This window comes from Natronococcus roseus, assembly GCF_043677095.1.
In the GTDB taxonomy this organism is placed as follows: Archaea; Halobacteriota; Halobacteria; order Halobacteriales; family Natrialbaceae; genus Natronococcus; species Natronococcus roseus.
This window is the reverse complement of sequence record NZ_JBHLJR010000007.1, coordinates 14,197-31,443: the sequence shown is the minus strand read 5'-3', so window position 1 is coordinate 31,443 and position 17,247 is coordinate 14,197. Positions and strand designations below refer to the sequence as shown.

The window sequence follows — 17,247 nt, the reverse complement described above, 5'->3', positions numbered from 1 at the left end:
TTACCACAACCCGCCGAGCGTTACCTGCGTCAGGACTCCTGCAAACAATCCCACGATCATCGCCGTTCCGAGAGCCCACTCTCGTATCCACTGAACGTCCCTCGAGTCGGCGATGTGCAGTAGTGCAAGCATCATGAGCCCGCCAACGGCGACGGAAGCGGTAAACGGACTTCCGGACATTACTTCTCCAGTGGCGAGGTACCCAAAGGCACCGAGCATAGCCGCGGCGCTGATAACGGGAAGCAGTGATTCCCTCCCGTCGCCGATCCGCTGTCGTATCGTTTCCATATGAGGGGTGAACAGTCCCGAAATAATGAGCCAGCCAACTGCGCCGAACGTCATCACCCAGACTGCGTTCGCGTAGGCAACCTCCGTGAGTTCCTCATCACCGAGAGAGTACCCCAGTTGCTGTGTTCCGAACTCGGCCGCTGAGAGTTCGAACATCACAGAACCGATCGCGGAGAGACGCATCCAGGCGATCGCGCCACCGACCGTCGCGACTAGCGCCATCATCCCGATCAGGATCGCCACTGCAGGACCGACGGCCGAGATCATTCCAGCTCGCAGTCCCGTCTTGAGTTGTTCTTCGTCCATTCCCATTTTCTTCCCCGATCGGTACGCACGCCGCATGAAGAGCGCCGCCTGAGTGAGTACCAGTAGAACGACGACACCCGCAGCAGCCCACATGTATACGCTGTTCGCGATGTCCATATACAGGGGGACGTTCGGAGTATCTGTGTGTGGTATCATACCACTCGAAATCCACCCGGCAACTATCTTTATTCTTTGGAAGTAGATGTGTGCAGGTTCTGTTCGATAGGACGATTCAGCTATAAAGAGAGCAATATCAGTAGTTTGACCGCAACTGCTGTAGAGTCTGACATTTCTGCCCTCTTTCTGTCCGCAGGCTTAAAATAGCGTACTTGAGAATCGTGTGTTATGGTACCGAATATTAACCCCCCGGACGACGAGTATCTTACCGAACTCCGACGCGAGTTTCATCGACACCCGGAACCCGCGTGGCGCGAATTTTGGACCACCGCACGAATCGTCGACGAACTCGAACAAACCGACGTCGACGAGATACACGTCGGTCCCGACGCGATCGATCCAGCGGAACGACTGGGCGTTCCCGACGAGGCAGAGCTATCGTACTGGTTCGAGCAGGCTCGAGAGAGCACGGACCGGCCAGACGTTCTCGAAAAGCTCCAAGGCGGCACCACGGGAGTCGTCGCGGTTGTCGAGAAGGGTGATGGGCCAACCGTCGGACTTCGGGTCGACATCGATGCACTCCCGATCGAGGAGTCGACCGGCGAGAGCCACCTGCCCGCTACAGAGGGCTTTCGCTCGGAACACGACGGAGCGATGCACGCCTGCGGACACGACTCCCACGTTGCCTTCGGACTCGGAACACTCGAGACGATTCTCGAGAGCGAGTTCGAGGGAACGTTCAAGGTCTTCTTTCAGCCCGCCGAGGAGGTTCTCGGTGGCGGTAAGCCCATGGCTGCTGGTCCGCATATCGATGATGTCGACTATCTCCTCGGTGTCCACGTCGGCCTGGATCATCCGACGGGAGAGGTAGTCGCCGGTATCGACGAAGCACTGGCCTTCAGTAAGCTCGGCGTGGAGTTCGAGGGCGAGTCGGCACACGCCGGTCTGGCGCCCAATCAGGGGCGCAACGCAGTACAGGCGCTCGTAACCGCTGCTGGAAACTTGTACGGTATTCCTCGACACGGAGACGGAAGTACGCGCGTGAATGTCGGTAACCTTCGCTCCGAAAACGCCTCGAACGTCGTCGCGGATCGAGCCTCGGCCGATGCCGAAGTGCGTGGTGAAACCACTGCCCTGATGGAGTATATGCGAGATGCGTCAGTGCGGGTCCTCAACTCCGCCGCTGAGATGCACGATTGTAGCGTCGAGACGTCGATCAAGGGACAGGCACCGCGGGAGGACTGTGACGAAGAAGTCGTCGATCTCGTCGCGGATCTCGCCGAGAATCATACGGACGCCGTTTCCTCGGTTGTCCGCCGGGGTACCCTGGGTGCCAGCGAAGACTTCACCCACCTTCTGCAGGCCGTCAAGGCGAACGGCGGCGCCGGAACGTTCGTCGGGATCGGCACCGATCACCCCAGCGGCCATCACACTCCCACCTTCGACGTCGACGAAGACAGCCTCTCGATTGGAGTGGCCGTCCTTTCGAGTGCGGCGCTCGAGCTCCTGGCTTAGCGCTTCAGTTCGGCTTTTCGAAATCCAGTTCAGGGGCGATCGGACGAGACTGCATCAAAAAGTTCACGCGGAACGTAGGCTACGGCCTCCCTCGAGAAAGTTGATACTGAACCGTCACAGCTTGTCGTTGGCCAGTTTGAGCGCGGCTCCGGCCAGCGTATCCGCTGCGCTATAGCAGTCCGCCCAGCTGGTGTACTCTTCTTCTGTATGACTCTTGCCGCCTTCGCTAACCGCAAACACCATTCCCGTATCACACACGCTATTCACGTGAGTGGCATCGTGAACACCGCCACTGAACACGTCCATGGAATCGTACTGCAGGTCGCCAGCTGCCCCTCGGACGGCATCGACACAGCGATCCTCGAAGTAGACAGGTTCCGCGTTAGCACGATCCTCGTGTTCGAACGTTACTCCCTCGCGTTCGGCCGCAGCCTTGGCCTCTCGGAGTACGCGCTCTTCTGCCTCCTGAAGGGTCCGGGCGTCCGAATCGCGAAAGCCGTACGTAAACGAGACTTCGCCCGGAATCACGTTGATCGAATCCGGTTGGACATCGACGGAGCCGACGGTGCCGACCGTTCGCTCCCCGAGTGTACTGGGAATCCGTCTGACCTGCGTGATCACGTCGGCCGCCGCGACCATCGCATCGCTGCGGTGGTGCATCGGGGTCGCGCCCGAATGGTTGGCTTCCCCAAAGAAGGTGATTTCACCCCATGTTAGTCCGACGATGCCGGTAACGATACCGACGTCCTTGTTATTGTCTTCGAGATAGGGTCCTTGCTCGATGTGAAGCTCCAGGTACGAATCGTAGTCCGTCGCCGGCTTCGCTGGATGGTCCCCCTTGTAGCCAATCCGCTCGAGCTCTGCTTCGACGGAGAGGCCGTCCTCGTCGGTTGCCGCGTGTTGTACGTCTAACTCGAGAGCTCCGGACCAGACGCCACTTCCCTGTAGTGTCGGTTGGAACCGTGAGCCTTCCTCGTTGGTCCAGTTGACGATTTCGACCGGACGTTCGGTCGTGATCTCTCGATCGTTCAACTCCCGGACGAACTCCAAGGCAGCGATCGTCCCCAGTGCGCCATCGTAGATACCGCCGTACGGTTGGGAATCGAGGTGTGAACCAACCAAAATCGGCTCGAGATCGCGTGCACCTTCACGCCGGCCGAACATATTCCCGAACTCGTCAACTCGGACCGTCAGACCGGCTCGTTCCATCTGCTCGTAGAACCAGTCCCGAACCTCCTTGTCTTCCTCAGAGAGGGCCAGTCGGTGCAGTCCACCGTTCTCCGTAGCGCCGATCTCCGCCTGTGTCCGCATCGTTTCTACGAATCGATCCCGAGTCAGGCTAAATTCCATACGCTACCCTTTCTCTCTGGTTCATTAAAGTCACGACTGTTCGGACAGTCATCTACGACTGCCACGGTCGAACGACGGACGGCTGTGGTCTCACTGCATGCCGGCGATAGTACGCCCTCGAAGTGAGCCGAGCGAACACGGAGATGGCGCTGTAACCCACGACAGGTACGGTACGCTCTCGGCGGCATCGAGAGTCGATTTTCGAGTGAAAGCACCGGCGCATCCGTCCGACGATCCGACCATCTGTACGATCTCGAGCGAAACTTCGAACGGGTGCTCGGTGGGACTATCCCTGCTGTTCTACGGAGATACAGCGAAAGTGCCTCCGAGGCTTGCCCCCGAGGTACTTCACGATTCAGGGATCGGGTGGGGTCCCACCTGACAGCTGAACGTTCACTTAGACACTGGTATAGCCAGCGAGATCCAGGTACGGCGTTACCACGGATCGTTCGACGGCCAGTTGCACCGACTCGCTCTCTCGATCGTAGTCGACGAGGTTCATCTCCTGCAACAGCGGCAGGTGATGGTGTGCCAGATCGGTGAGGATCCGCTCGTACCACTCGTACGACGGGTTCTCCTCCTTGATCGCGATGTACTCGGCGAGATCCCCGAGCGAAATAGCCGCAGCCTTCTGTGACAGGTAGGCGACCGTCTTCTGACGACGTGCGTGTGAGAACGCGACGAAGAGTTCCGTCGGGGTGATTTCGGAACGGTTCTCGTCAGGTCGGTTCGGACCGTGAGCGTGGGGCATCATAGGCGAGTGAGGTACTACACCGATACAGCGCGAGCCAACATCTCTCGAAAGCCAACATCAGTAGAGTACGTCTACCCTCGGATGGGCGAAGCGTAATTATAACCTTTGTCGTTGGACCCACTGCTCAAGCGGAGCGCGTGACTTTGGTTGACAAACTTTCCCAAAACGACAATTTACTCTTCGAGAACGGTCGGCTCGAAGCGGCGGTCGTCCGGCGTATCCTTCTCGATCGTTACGCCCCAGTTCGGAGCATCAGCGGCCGGAGAGACGATTTCCCACGTTCCCTCGACGGCCGCTCCGTGTCCGAACGCGGTGAGAACCAGGTCTTGGAGTTCGTGCTCGAACGCTGCTGTTACATCCCTGGTGGAGTGAGGAGAGTGATTTGATTCCATGATAGGTGAGAGAGCGGAACGACGCGTGATCGCTGTACTCTCACACCTTTCAAGCTCCGAACATTAATAACGGTGTCGTTCATCTCGAACGACCAGTGTTACTCAGCGCCCGCCGACTCGGCGGTCGAACGAACCAGCTCCGGCGAGAGGGAGGACAGCGGGACGCGTTCGCCGCCGGCCTCGTCGGCGACGAGCCCCGAGAGTCCGGCACGGGGGTCGTCACCGGCGTCGACGACGACGAGCTCCGCTTCAGTACTCCTGAGCTGCCGGGCCGCCACCCGCGTCGCGTCCGTTGGGCTTCCGTCGGCGACGTTCGCCCTGCCGTCGGTGACGAGGACGACGACGGCAGCCTCCGACGTCGAGCGCTCGAGGACCGCCCGGGCGGTCTCGAGGCCGGCGGGCAACGGCGTTCGGTCACCTGACGGCAGCTCCTTGAGATGACGTGCAGCGAGGGAGACGCTGTCGGTCGGCGGAAGCAACACGTCGGCGCCGTCGCCCGCAAACGCGACGAACGCGACCTCGTCGCGGTGCTGGTAGCTGTCCCGCAACAGCTCGAGGACGACGCCCTTGGCGGTTCGCATCGCGGGTCGCATCGACGCGCTCGCGTCGACGGCGAAGACGATCGTCGTCGACGTTTCCCCCGTCCGAACGGACCGTCGCAGGTCGTCCGTCTCGACGTCCGACGCGCCACGGGCCGCGGCGGACCGGACCGACGCCGCGGCATCGATCGGGCCGTCGTCCGACGCGGGTTCGGTCCTGACGCGGGCCCCCCGGTTCTCGGTGTTCGGTGCGGCGGTCGTTCGGCTCCCTTCCGTACGGGCACGGCGGTCGCCCGTGGCCTCGGACGCCTCGAGCGCCGGCGCGCTCGCGTCGCCGATCTCGGCCCGACGGCCGGGAACGAGCGGTCGAGCGTCCCCACCGTCCTCGTTCGGTTCGGTATCGGTGCCGTCGTCGTTCGATTCTGTGCGATCCTCGTTCTCACCGTCCGATCCGTCACGATCGCCCCCGGTCGATCGTCCCGCCTCGGCCGAAGCCGAACGGTCGTCGTCGCTCGGTCGCCGTCCGCGCTCCGTTCCGTCGCGCTCGTCGTCGTTCGTGCCGTCCGAGCGATCCGAGCTGCCGTCGGTCTCATCGGGCTCGTCGCGGTTGCGGTCGTGGCCGTCGTCGGCGTCGGGTCCGTCCTCGCGGGCGTCCTCGGATTCGGGTTCGCCCTCGTCGTCCCTGTCGCCCTCGTCGCTTCCCTCCGTCTCGTCGGACAACTCCTCGTCGAACCGGTCCTCGAGCAGCTCCTCGAGCTTCGGTTCGTCCTCGAACGGCGTGCTCCGGAGGCGATGCGGGAGCGCGTAGGTGATCGCCTCGCGGACGTCCGACTCGATCACGGTCGTTCGACCCTCGAGGGCGGCCAGCGTCCTCGCGGTTCTGGCGGTCGCGATGTCGCCGCGGTGGCCGTCGACGCCGGCCTCGAGGCAGAGTTCGGCGATCTCGGTCTTGAACTCGTCGGGAAGCTCGACGCGGGACAGGCGGTCGCGCGCGCCGGTTACCGTCTCGCCGAGTCGATCGACGGCGTCGGCGTACTCCGTTGGATTCGGATCGGTGCTACTGCCGATCGCCTGGTCGATGATCTCGATCCGATCCGCGACGTCTCGGCAGCCCTCGACGGTCGTCCGAAGGGCGAACCGGTCTCGGAGCTGCGGTCGAAGCTCGCCCTCCTCGGGGTTCATCGTCCCGATCAGCGTGATGTTCGCGGGATGAGCGACGCTGACCCCGTCGCGCTCGACGGTGTTGACGCCGCTGGCTGCCGCATCGAGGACGACGTCGACGAGGTGGTCCTCGAGCAGGTTGACTTCGTCGACGTAGAGGATGCCGCGGTTCGCGCGGGCCAGCAGCCCGGGATCGAACTCGGCCTCGCCTGCGAGGGCGTCCTCGACCGAGAGCGTTCCCACGATCCGGTCGCGGGTCGCCCCGAGCGGGAGCGTGACCAGCGGCACGGGACGCGTCTCGACGGGCAGCTCGTCGGAATCGCGCTTTCGACAGCTCTCACACTGCAGCGTCGGATCGTCGGGCGCGCAGCCGTACCGGCAATCGGCGACGACGCGCTGTTCGGGGAGGAGATCGCCGAGTCCCCGGACGGCGGTCGACTTCGCCGTGCCCTTCTCGCCGACGATCAACGCCCCCTCGAGTGCGTCGTTCGCAGCGATCGTCAACAGCGCGCGCTTGAGCTCCGACTGGCCGACGATCGCCGGAAACGGGGTCGACGACAGCTTTTTGCCCCCGGCGTTTACAACCATAGTTGCGCTAATACAATAGAGGTTTAAAAATTCGATGGCACGAATCGGGATCTATACCGCGACGGAGAACGAGCTCGGATCGATCGGACGCGCGGCGAAGCGTCTCGAGGACGTCGAACTGGTCGTCCGCTCGGAGAGCGACCTCGAGGACGAAGCCGCGATCGAGGCGTTCGTCGAGGAACTGCGCGGCGTCGACGCAGCGATCTTCTGGCTGCACGGCGCCGAGGACAGCATGCCGGGTTACGACTACGCGACGGGCGCACTCGAGGAGGCGAGCGTTCCGCTGATCGTGAAGGCGACCGGCGACGCCTTCGCCCTCGAGGATACGACAGTCGGCGCCGAGCACCGCGAGCGGGTCTGTGAGTACCTCGAGCGGGGCGGGACGATCAACGCCGAGAACTGCTGTCGGTTCCTCGCGAGCGAGTACGGCGACCGCGACCTCGCGTACGAGGAGCCGACCGAACTCCCCACGGAGGGGGTCTACCACCCCGATTATCCGGGTGTCGGCTACGAGGAACTGCTCGAGACCCACGACCCGGGGAAGCCGACCGTGGCGATCTGGTTCTACGAATCGCACTGGACCCACGAGAACACCCGCTACGTCGACGCCCAGGTCCGGGCGCTCGAGGAGCAGGGGGTGAACGCCCTGCCGATCTTCTGTAACCCCGCCACGGATACAGATGAACAAGAGGACGCGGAGTGGGTGACGGATGAATGGCTCATCGACGACAGTGGCGAGCCTGTCGTCGACGCCGTCCTCTCCTCCTTCATGTTCTCGCTGTCGATGGACGAGCGCGGCCGTTCGGCGAGTGATGAGGGCCAGAGTGCCGAGGACGTCTTCCTCGACCGACTCGGCGTTCCCGTTCTGCAGACGGTCACCACGATGCGGTCCCGGTCGCGCTACGAATCCAGCGACACGGGCGTCATGGGGTTCGAACTGGCGCTCTCGGTCGCGCTGCCGGAGTTCGACGGCAACGTCATCACCCACCCCATCTCGGGGAAGGAACGGACCGACGACGAGGCCGGAATCGGGTCGGCGCCGAAACACCACTTCCCGATCGAGGATCGGATCGATCACGCGACGCGGCTGGCGGTCAACTGGGCCCAACTCCGGCACACGCCTAACGAGGAGAAGCGGGTTGCGGTCGTCCTGCACAACTACCCGCCGAGCGACGACGGGATCGGGACGGCGTTCGGGCTCGACAGCCCGGAGAGTACGGTGAACCTGCTCGAGGAGCTCGACGCCAGGGGTTACGACTTAGGCGGCGAGCTGCCCGAGGACGGACGGACGCTGGTCGAGAAGCTCACCTCGCAGCTGACCCTCGAGGACCGCTGGGTCGCGCCCAAGGACGTCCGCGAGCTCTCGGTCGACACGGTCGCCCCCGAAACGTACGAGGACTGGTTCGAGTCCGCGGACGAGCGCTTCCGGGAGAACGTGCTCGAGGAGTGGGGTGAAGTTCCGGACCGGCCGTTCGCGGTTCCGGGTGTCGAGTTCGGCAACGTCCTCGTCACGGTCCAGCCCCCGCGCGGCTTCGGAATGGATCCCTCGAAGGTGTACCACGACTCCGACCTGCAGCCGCCCCACGACTACTACGCGTTCTACGGCTGGCTGCGCAACGAGTTCGGCGCCGACGGCGTGGTCCACCTGGGCACCCACGGCAGCCTCGAGTGGCTCCCCGGCAAGACCGTCGGGCTCAACGGGGAGAGTGCACCCGACCAGCTGATCGACGACCTGCCGAACGTCTACCCCTACATCGTCAACAACCCCGGGGAGGGGACCCAGGCCAAGCGACGGTCGTACGCCGCGATCGTCGACTACCTCACGCCCGTCATGCGGGCCGCGGGGACGTACGACGAGCTGGCCGAGCTCGAGGAGCTCGCGAACCAGTACCGCGAGGCCGGGATGGAAGACGCCCGCGCCGATAGCGGCGAGCACCTCGAGGACCTCATGCGGGAGACGGTCGACGAGCTGGATCTCACGGTCGAACTTGGGATCGAGGGGTCGATCGACGAGAAGGCCGACGTTCGCGGTCCCGAGGAAGCCGGCTCGACGCTCGCCGAGGGCGAGGTCGAGGGCGATCGGGTCGACGTCGACGTCCTCGTCGAGCGGATCCACGAGTATCTCACCGACGTCAAGTCGACCCAGATCCGGCTGGGGCTCCACACCATGTCCGAGCCGCCGGCCGACGACCGCCTCGTGGAGTATCTCGTCGCGCTCACCCGCCTCGAGAACCCCGGCGCGCCGAGCCTGCGCGAGAGCGTCGCCGGCGTGCTGGGCGTGGACTACGAGAAGATGCTAAACGCGCCCGGCGAGTACGACGAGGCCCTCGGGATGACCTACGCCGAGGCCGCCGACGAGGTGCGGGCGACGAGCCTCGAGCTGGTCGCGACGCTGGCCGAACACGGGTTCGACATTCCCGAGTCCGAGCGAGGTGCTGGACCGGAGGACGAGGTGAACATGAACCTGCTCGTCGTCGACCTCGAGACGATCGGCGACGCCCGCGCGACCTCGAGGGCTCACGACGATCTGCGGGAGGTGCTGGCGTACATCTGCGAGGAGGCCCAGCCCCGCGTGCAGGGGGCAGAGGACGAAGTACCCCGGACTGCCGACGCCCTCTCGGGCGAGTACGTGCCGCCCGGTGGATCCGGCGCGCCGACCCGCGGCGGCGTCGACCTGCTGCCGACGGCGCGGAACTTCTACACGCTCGATCCCCGGAAGGTGCCCGCCAGGCCCGCCTGGCAGGTCGGTAGCGAGGTCGCCGAGGGTGTCCTCGAGCGCCACCACGCGGAGAACGGCGAGTACCCCGAGGAGATCGGCGTCGTCGCCTGGGGGACCCCCACCGTCCGCACCCGCGGCGAGACCATCGCCCAGGTGCTCGCGATGATGGGCGTCGAACCCGTCTGGACCGACGCCGGCCGAATCGACGACGTCGAGCCGATCCCCCTCGAGGAGCTCGACCGACCCCGAATCGACGTGACGACGCGGGTCTCGGGTCTGTTCCGGGACGCGTTCCCCGCCGCGGCGGGGGTCATCCACGACGCCGTCGACGCCGTGGTCGATCTCGAGGAGCCCCACGAGCTGAACTACGTCAAGAAACACGTCGAGGAGGAGGCCGAGGAGCTCGAGCAGGACGCAGGGCTCGAGGAATCCGATGCCCGCACGGCCGCCACACACCGCGTCTTCACCACGAAACCCGGCGGCTACGGCGCCGGAACGAACAAGGCCGTCGACGAGGGTAACTGGGACGACCGCTCGGACCTCGCCGAGGTCTACGTCCAGTGGGGCGGCTACGCCATGGGCTCCCGCGGTCGGGTCTCGGACGCCCACGACGCCTTCGAGCGCCGTCTCTCGAGCGTCGACGCGACGGTCAAGATCGAGGACACGATGGAGCAAGACGAGTTCGACTCCTCGGACTGGTACGCGTTCCACGGCGGGTTCATCTCGGCCGTCAGCGAGATCGCCGGCGAGGAGCCCGCCTCCTACGTCGGGGACTCCTCGGACCCGGACAACGTCGACGTCTACACGAACGAGGAGAAGGTCCGGAAGGCGATGCGCTCGCGGGTGCTGAACCCCGACTGGCTCGAGTCGATGGAGGAGCACGGCTACAAGGGCGCGGGCGACCTCTCGACGACGGTCGACGTGACGCTCGGCTGGGACGCCACCACGGGGGTCGTCAGCGACACCCTCTGGACCGAGGTCGCCGAGAAGTTCGCCTTCGACGAGGATCGCCAGGAGTGGATGCGCGACGTCAACCCGTGGGCCCTCGAGTCCATCACCGACACGCTGCTCGAGGCGGTCGAGCGAGACCTCTGGGACGCCGACGACGAGACGGCCGACCGCCTGCGCGACCTGAACCTCACCGCCGAGGGCGACCTCGAGGCGCGGACGACCAACGAGGTCGTCGGCGCGGAGGTGTCCGACGATGACTGAGGGCGAGTACGACGAGGAGTACGCCGATCTGGGCGCAACCACGCAGAACGCGATGGAGATCGCCGAGACGAGCATGGACATCGTCCGGGGGTTCGTCCCCGACGAGACGCTCGCCGATCGGGTCCGCCAGAAGTCGGTCCACTCGATGGGCGACATCGAGTTCCAGCATCTGCTCGAGTTCACCGGCAGCGACGAGATCAGGGACGACGAGGACGCCCCCGTCCGTGCCGGCGCCCGCGCGGTGCTCGAGGAAGCGCCCATCGTGACCGACATCACGATGGCCAAAGCCGGGGTCACGGGTCGGGGCCACGACTGCGAGACGCGCAAGGCGATCGGAAACGGCGCCGAACTCGCAAAGGAGACGGGGATGACCCGAACAGCGGCGTCGGTGCTCGAGCTCGACAATCGGGGCGTCTACGACGGTGCGATCGCGGTCGTCGGCAACGCGCCGACGGCGGCGTTCGCGCTGGCGGACTGCCTCGAGAACGGTACCCGACCGGCCGTAATCGTTGCGACCCCCGTCGGCTTCGTGAAGGCCGAGGAGAGCCGCCAGCGCGTTCGCGAGGTCAGCGCGGAGTACGGTGTGCCGGCGATCACGAACGTCGGTCGCCGCGGCGGGAGCGGCCTGGCGGCCGCGCTAACGAACGAGCTGATCCACGTCGCGAGCGACGTTCGAACGGGCGAGCTCGAGCTGGATCGGACGGCATCCGATCGGGCGACCCGGAGGGACGAATGAGCGACGGGTACGACCTCGATTCGGGTCCTGACCCGGCAACGTTCGCGGCCGGGCACCCGGAACCGGACATCGACGAGGAGATCGACGATCCCGTCTACGCAGTCGGCGTCGGGCCCGGGAATCAGGAGTTCCTCACGCCGCGCGGCGAACGGGCGATCCGGGAGGCAGACGTCGTCGTCGGCTTTACGACCGTCGTCGAGTTCGTCGCGGACCTGACCGATGCCGACCTGCTGACCTGCGGCTACAAGGACGAGGCCGCAGCTCTCGAGACGTTCGGCGAGCGCGTCGCCGCCGGCGAGTCCGGAACCGCCGTGGCGATGGGCGACCCCAACCACTCGGGCTATCAGTTCGTCGGGAAGGTCCAGGACGCCGTCGAGCAGAGCTCGACGAGCCCCGACTCGCACACTCGTCGGGATGCTGCGGAACGAGCGACCGCCGAGCCCCCGATCCGAATCGTCCCCGGCATCTCCTCGCTGCAGGTGGCCGCGAGCCGCGCCCGGGTCCCGATGGAGGACGCCGAGTTCGTCACGCTCCACAAGAGCGGCGACCTCGAGGGCGACGTCGACCGACTCGCGAGGGCCGTCGTCGAGGACGACCGCTACCTGCTCGCGCTCCCGCGACCGTACGATCGGATGCCCGGCGACCTCGCCGCATTGTTGCTCGAGTGCGGCGCCGACCCCGAACTCGAGGCGCTGGTCTGTGAGAAACTCACCCACGAGGACGAGCGGATCCACCGGTTCACGCTGGCCGAGCTGTCGGACCACGCGGGCGGCGACGGCCGGGAGGACACTCCGTTCTCGGATCTGGTTGTGCTCGCGGTGCGACAACCCGTGTAGCGGTCGCCCGCACCGCTTTCCGGTTCCGACGCCCGTCCTCGCGTTCTCCTCAGTCACCCCAGGAACACAACGAAATTTTCGCTACCGAAACTCAGAATGCCCAATAGTAGTTGATCTAAACCAACCACAATTGTTTTAGTGGAGGCACCAGTCATCCACGGGTAATGGCACCGATTGCGCTGCCACACGACGCGAAGGCCGGGCCGACGAAGGCCGAAGTTCGGGCCGTTACCCTCTCGAAGCTCGCGCTCGAGGCGGACGACCACTTCGTCGAGGTCGGCTCCTGTACGGGCGCCGTCACGATCGAGGCCGCGCGACGGGCGAAGCGCGTAACCGCCCTCGAGCGGAAGGCCGAACGGCTCGAGACGACCGAAAAGAACCTCGCGGCGAACGCCGACTCGGTGCGGGCCGACGTCGAGCTGCGCAACGCCGAGGCCCCCGAGGGGCTGCCCGAGGACGCCGACGCGCTCTTTCTCGGCGGGAGCCGCAACTTCGAGGGCGTTCTCGACCACGCCGCGGAAGCCGGCGTCGATCGCGTCGTGATGAACATCTCGCGCCTCGAGGTCGCCGGTCGGGCGACCGAGGCGTTCCGCGAGCGGGACCTCCTCGAGGAGGTCGTCCAGTTCCAGGTGAGTCACGGCTACGAGCTCGCCGGTGCGACGAGCTTCGACTCGGAGAACCCGGTGTACATGCTGGTCGGCAGCGCGACCGACAACGACGCGGACGGAGACGACGGAACGCGAGTCACCGCCGACGGTGGGGGATCGCAGCGATGACCCTCTACGGCGTCGGACTCGGCCCCGGCGAGGCCGACCTCGTGACGGTCCGAGGAAAACGGATTCTCGAGGACGCGGACGTCGTCTACTCCCCGGGCCGCCTCTCCCGAACGGTCGCGCTCGAGCACGTCCCCGAGGAGCGGATCGGCGACCTCGACTTTCCGATGACGAGAGACGAGGAGAAGCTTCGGGCGGCCTGGAAGGAGGCCGCCGCGGAGATCGCGCCCAACGCTCGCGAGGGCGACGTCGCCTTCGTCACGCTCGGCGATCCGAACGTCTACTCGACGTTCGGCCACCTTCGGCGGACGATCGACGCCTTCCACCCCGACGTCGACCTCGAGATCGTCCCCGGCGTGAGCGCGGTGACGGCCTTCGCGACCGCGCTGGGCGTCGAGATCGAGGCCGGCGCGGGGCTCTCGCTCCGGGAGGCGGCCAGCGGGGCCAGCCCCACGGGGCCGGATCGGATGATCCTGTTCAAGGTCACCGACGCGCCGGCGACCCACGCGGGGCTCGTCGAGGCGGGCTACGAGGTGACCTACGGCCGTCGGCTGTTCATGGAGCAAGGCGAGACGTTGGTGACCGACGACCCCGCCGAGACCGACGAACGGGACTACTACACGCTGGCCTACGCCGAGAAGGCGGATCTCGAGATCGAGCGGGCGACGGCAGCCTTCCGAACCGACGGAACGGACGCTCGCTCGAGCGACGGCGATACCGAACCCGACGACGCAATGTCGAGCGACGAGTCGATCGCGGACGGCGGTAGCGAGTCGACCGTCGCGGGGCGATCGTCGGCGAACGGACCGTCGTCCGGACGCGAACGAGGTGTCGAGTTTCGTTCCCTTCCGGAGGATTCGGACGTCGACGGCACGCTCGTCGACCTCGAGCGCGTCGAGGGCTGCGAACACGGCGACTGTAGCGAGCGCTGGTACTGATGCGTGAGACGACTGAAATGGACGACGACGGAACCTCGGACGACGGCGACCCCCAGAGCGCGATCGACGCGCAGGGGGAGCGTCGCCGGGAGGAACTGGACGACCGGGTCTTCGACCACAGCGCCGGCGACGAACAGGAGGGAGTTCCCTTCGTCGGCGCCGGCCCCGGCGATCCGCGGCTGCTGACGGTAGCCGGGAGGGAGCTGCTCGAGGAGAGCGACCTCGTGGTCCACGCCGGTTCGCTGGTCAACAGCGAACTGCTCGAGGCGTACTGCGACCACGCGGAACTCGTCAATTCCGTGGGGAAGGACCTCGAGGAACTGATCCCCCTGATGCGGGACGCCCACGAGGAGGGTCGGAACGTGGTTCGCCTGCACAGCGGCGACCCCGCCATCTACGGGGCGGCGCTCGAGCAGATGGACGCCTTAGAGCACGAGGGCGTGCCGACGTACTTCGTTCCCGGCGTCACCTCGGCCTTTGCGGCCAGCGCCACCCTGCGGACGCAGCTGACGCTCAACGAGGTCGCGAACCACGTCGCCTTCACCCGCCCGCAGGGCAAGACCCTGAGCGCCGAGGAGGACCACATCTCCGAGTTCGTCGAGATGGGCGACGTGACGACCTGCATCTATCTCGGCACTCACGCCGTTCGGGACACGATGGATCGGCTGCTCGAGGACGGCCACGACCCCGAGACGCCCGTCGGCGTGATCTACCACGCCTCCTGGCCGGACGAGGACGTGATCGTCGGCTCGATCGGCGATATTGCCGACAGGGTCGAGGAAGCGGGGTATCGGGCCTCGGCGCTGGTCGTCATCGGCGACGCCGTGACCGGTGCGGGCTACGAGCGCTCGTATCTCTACGGCGACTGGGCCAATCGCGGTTCTTCCGGAAGTACGGGTGAGACGGAGGCGGGCAATGACTGAGACGACTCGGCCTCGAGACCGCGAACACGGTGAAATCCCCCAGCCCCGTCAACTCGGGGGCCTCGCTGCGGTCCTCGGCCGTTGGCCTGCGGTCCTTACGTCGGCCGCCTTCGCCGACGGGGCTGGCCCCTTTCAGTCCCACCCGCGCGGTGGTCCGATCGGGTCGATTCGGCGTGGAACGGACGAGTTCGGTACAATGGAGGTTCGACAATGAGTTCAGGAACTGAGAACGCGGACGGCACGGACGACTCGAGTACAGACTCCGACGGCGGCCACTGTTCGACACCGGATTCGGACGGCGAGGTGGCCGAGGAGATCGCGATCGTCTCCTTCGAGCGCAAGATGGAGACCGCCGAGGAGGTCAAAGCCGAGATCGGCGATCGGTACGAGTCGATCGAGATCCTCGAGTACTACGGCGACGTCTTCGCCGACCACTGGGGCGAGTACGACTGCTTCGTCGGCCTGATGGCTTCAGGGATTGCGATGCGCAAAACTGCAGGCCTGCTCGACGACAAGTGGGAGGATCCCGCGATCTGCGTCGTCGACGAGGAGTTAACCTGGGCGATCCCGATCACGGGCGGCCACCACGGCGCCAACCAGGTCGCCCAGGATCTGGCGACGATGGGTGCCGTCCCCGCGATGACTACTGCCAGCGAGGCGGCGGGCAAGCAGGGCGTCGAGTCGAAGGCCAAGGCGATGGACGCCCACGTCGTCAACGGCGACTCGACGGTCAAGACGAACCTCGCCGTGCTCGACGACGAGCTGGGTCCCGTCGCTCGGCTCGAGGGCCCACGGGCGGTGCTGGTCGGCGACGACGTCACCGTCCTCAAGCGCAACAAGCAGAGCGGAATCGTTCTCGGTACGGGCAGCGTCTCCGGCGCCAGCAAGGACGCGTTTCTCGCCGCCTGGGAGGAGGCCCTCGAGCGGACCGAGTACGACCTCGAGGACGTCGAGTTCGTCGCCACCGCGACCCGGAAGGCCGAGGAGGAGGGACTGCTCGAGGCCGCGCGGGAGCTCGATCTGGGCGTCGTGGTTTTCGACAAGGAGACGCTGCTCGAACACGAGGGACCGACGCCCTCGAAGTCCAAGGAGCTGATCGGCTGGCCGGGCGTCTCCGAGGCGAGTGCGATCGCCGGCGGCGCCGAGCGGGAACTGGTACTCGAGAAGCGGGGGTACGAAAACGAGGTCACGGTGGCGATCGGTCGATGAGTTCGGACGCCGACGCCGCGGACCCAGTCGCGACCGAGACAGCCGGCGGCACCCCCGACGACCACGGCACCCTCTCGGTCGTCGGCATCGGCCCCGGTCTGCCGGATCACATGACGGTGAAGGCCAAACGGGTCATCGAGTCCGCCGACGTCGTCATCGCCTCGACCCTCTACCAGGAGTTTCTACGCGACGACGGGACGATTCCGTCCGAAGAGCGGACGAACGACGAGGGGATCGCCACCCGTAAAGACGGTTTCGAGCAGGAGATCGTTCGCTCGACGATGGGTCGACAGATCGAACTCGCCCGCGCGGCGTTCGACTACGTCCGCGAGGGAAAGGACGTCGCCCACGTCTCGGGCGGGGATCCCTCCGTCTACGGCAAGTCCGATCTGATCTTCAAGATGGCCGACGAGGAGGATGCGACGGACGTTCCGATCGAGATCGTCCCCGGCATGACGGCGGCACTGGGCGGTGCAGCCAACGTCGGCGCGCCACTGTGTAACGACTTCTGTACGGTCTCGCTGTCAGACAAGTGGCGCGGCTGGGACGAGATCGAGGAGAAGCTGCGCGCGGCGGCGATCTCCGATTTCGTGATCGTGCTGTACAACTGCTGGCGCAACTACGAGAAGGCGGTCGAGATCGTTCGCGAGGAGCGGACGGACGACGCCCGCGTTGCGATCGTCAACGATGCGGGTCGGGCCGACGCCGGCCGCAACGGCGAAAGCGAGTTCATCACCACCCTCGGCGAGGCCGCCGACCACGACGACAGGGTCTCGGGAATGGGCACCTCGCTGATCGTCGGCAATCACGAGACCGAGACCTGGAGCAACGACGACCGAACGTACCTCGTCACGCCCCGCGGCGGGCGCGACGTCGAGGATTTCTGACTTA

The 17,247-nt window shown here is 65.7% G+C and carries 14 protein-coding genes; 9 read left to right on the top strand and 5 right to left on the bottom strand.

The features are described 5' to 3' along the window. The gene (locus ACFEMD_RS18580; RefSeq protein WP_394742790.1) at nt 1–750 is read right to left on the bottom strand and encodes a DUF5058 family protein; all 750 of its coding nucleotides are present in this window, start codon (nt 748–750) and stop codon (nt 1–3) included. 189 nt (nt 751–939) lie between these two features. Here ACFEMD_RS18580 and ACFEMD_RS18575 point away from each other — a divergent pair, with 189 nt between their 5' ends. After that, entirely contained in the window at nt 940–2,226 is a 1,287-nt protein-coding gene (locus tag ACFEMD_RS18575; RefSeq protein WP_394742789.1) for an amidohydrolase, read from the top strand. Between the two features lie 114 nt (nt 2,227–2,340). On the opposite strand, the gene ACFEMD_RS18570 is transcribed toward ACFEMD_RS18575, so the two are convergent. The 4 genes from ACFEMD_RS18570 to ACFEMD_RS18555 form a co-directional block, all read right to left on the bottom strand. After that, nucleotides 2,341–3,576, bottom strand: a complete 1,236-nt coding sequence (locus tag ACFEMD_RS18570) for a Zn-dependent hydrolase (RefSeq protein WP_394742788.1) — start codon at nt 3,574–3,576, stop codon at nt 2,341–2,343. Nucleotides 3,577–3,973: 397 nt separating this feature from the next. Beyond that, the gene (locus ACFEMD_RS18565) at nt 3,974–4,327 is read right to left on the bottom strand and encodes a DUF7344 domain-containing protein (RefSeq protein WP_394742787.1); all 354 of its coding nucleotides are present in this window, start codon (nt 4,325–4,327) and stop codon (nt 3,974–3,976) included. Between the two features lie 176 nt (nt 4,328–4,503). Then, entirely contained in the window at nt 4,504–4,722 is a 219-nt protein-coding gene (locus ACFEMD_RS18560) for a hypothetical protein (protein WP_394742786.1), read from the bottom strand. Nucleotides 4,723–4,820: 98 nt separating this feature from the next. Next, complete coding sequence (locus ACFEMD_RS18555) at nt 4,821–7,010, bottom strand: VWA domain-containing protein (protein WP_394742785.1); 2,190 nt, start codon at nt 7,008–7,010, stop codon at nt 4,821–4,823. Between the two features lie 34 nt (nt 7,011–7,044). Between ACFEMD_RS18555 and cobN the strand changes: the two genes are divergently transcribed. The 8 genes from cobN (at nt 7,045) to ACFEMD_RS18515 (ending at nt 17,243) form a co-directional block, all read left to right on the top strand. After that, nucleotides 7,045–10,941 (top strand): cobaltochelatase subunit CobN, encoded by a 3,897-nt coding sequence (cobN, locus tag ACFEMD_RS18550; RefSeq protein ID WP_394742784.1) that lies wholly within the window; start codon nt 7,045–7,047, stop codon nt 10,939–10,941. After that, on the top strand, nt 10,934–11,677 hold the full coding sequence (locus tag ACFEMD_RS18545; protein ID WP_394742783.1) for a precorrin-8X methylmutase: 744 nt from the start codon (nt 10,934–10,936) through the stop codon (nt 11,675–11,677). Before cobN ends, ACFEMD_RS18545 begins: the two co-directional genes overlap by 8 nt. After that, on the top strand, nt 11,674–12,513 hold the full coding sequence (locus ACFEMD_RS18540) for a cobalt-precorrin-7 (C(5))-methyltransferase (RefSeq protein ID WP_394742782.1): 840 nt from the start codon (nt 11,674–11,676) through the stop codon (nt 12,511–12,513). Before ACFEMD_RS18545 ends, ACFEMD_RS18540 begins: the two co-directional genes overlap by 4 nt. 164 nt (nt 12,514–12,677) lie before the next feature. Then, nucleotides 12,678–13,289, top strand: coding sequence for a precorrin-6Y C5,15-methyltransferase (decarboxylating) subunit CbiT (gene cbiT / locus ACFEMD_RS18535; protein ID WP_394742781.1), 612 nt, complete (start codon nt 12,678–12,680; stop codon nt 13,287–13,289). After that, a complete protein-coding gene (locus tag ACFEMD_RS18530) occupies nt 13,286–14,224 on the top strand; it encodes a cobalt-factor II C(20)-methyltransferase (RefSeq protein WP_394742780.1) in 939 nt (312 codons plus the stop codon). The genes cbiT and ACFEMD_RS18530 overlap by 4 nt, the downstream gene beginning before the upstream one ends. Beyond that, nucleotides 14,224–15,147, top strand: a complete 924-nt coding sequence (locus tag ACFEMD_RS18525) for a cobalt-precorrin-4/precorrin-4 C(11)-methyltransferase (protein WP_394742779.1) — start codon at nt 14,224–14,226, stop codon at nt 15,145–15,147. Before ACFEMD_RS18530 ends, ACFEMD_RS18525 begins: the two co-directional genes overlap by 1 nt. A gap of 210 nt (nt 15,148–15,357) precedes the next feature. Next, nucleotides 15,358–16,356, top strand: coding sequence for a cobalt-precorrin 5A hydrolase (gene cbiG, locus ACFEMD_RS18520; RefSeq protein ID WP_394742778.1), 999 nt, complete (start codon nt 15,358–15,360; stop codon nt 16,354–16,356). Further along, nucleotides 16,353–17,243 carry a precorrin-3B C(17)-methyltransferase gene (locus ACFEMD_RS18515; protein WP_394742777.1) on the top strand — a complete coding sequence of 297 codons (891 nt, stop codon included), beginning with the start codon at nt 16,353–16,355 and terminating at the stop codon, nt 17,241–17,243. The genes cbiG and ACFEMD_RS18515 overlap by 4 nt, the downstream gene beginning before the upstream one ends. Nucleotides 17,244–17,247: the final 4 nt, after the last annotated feature.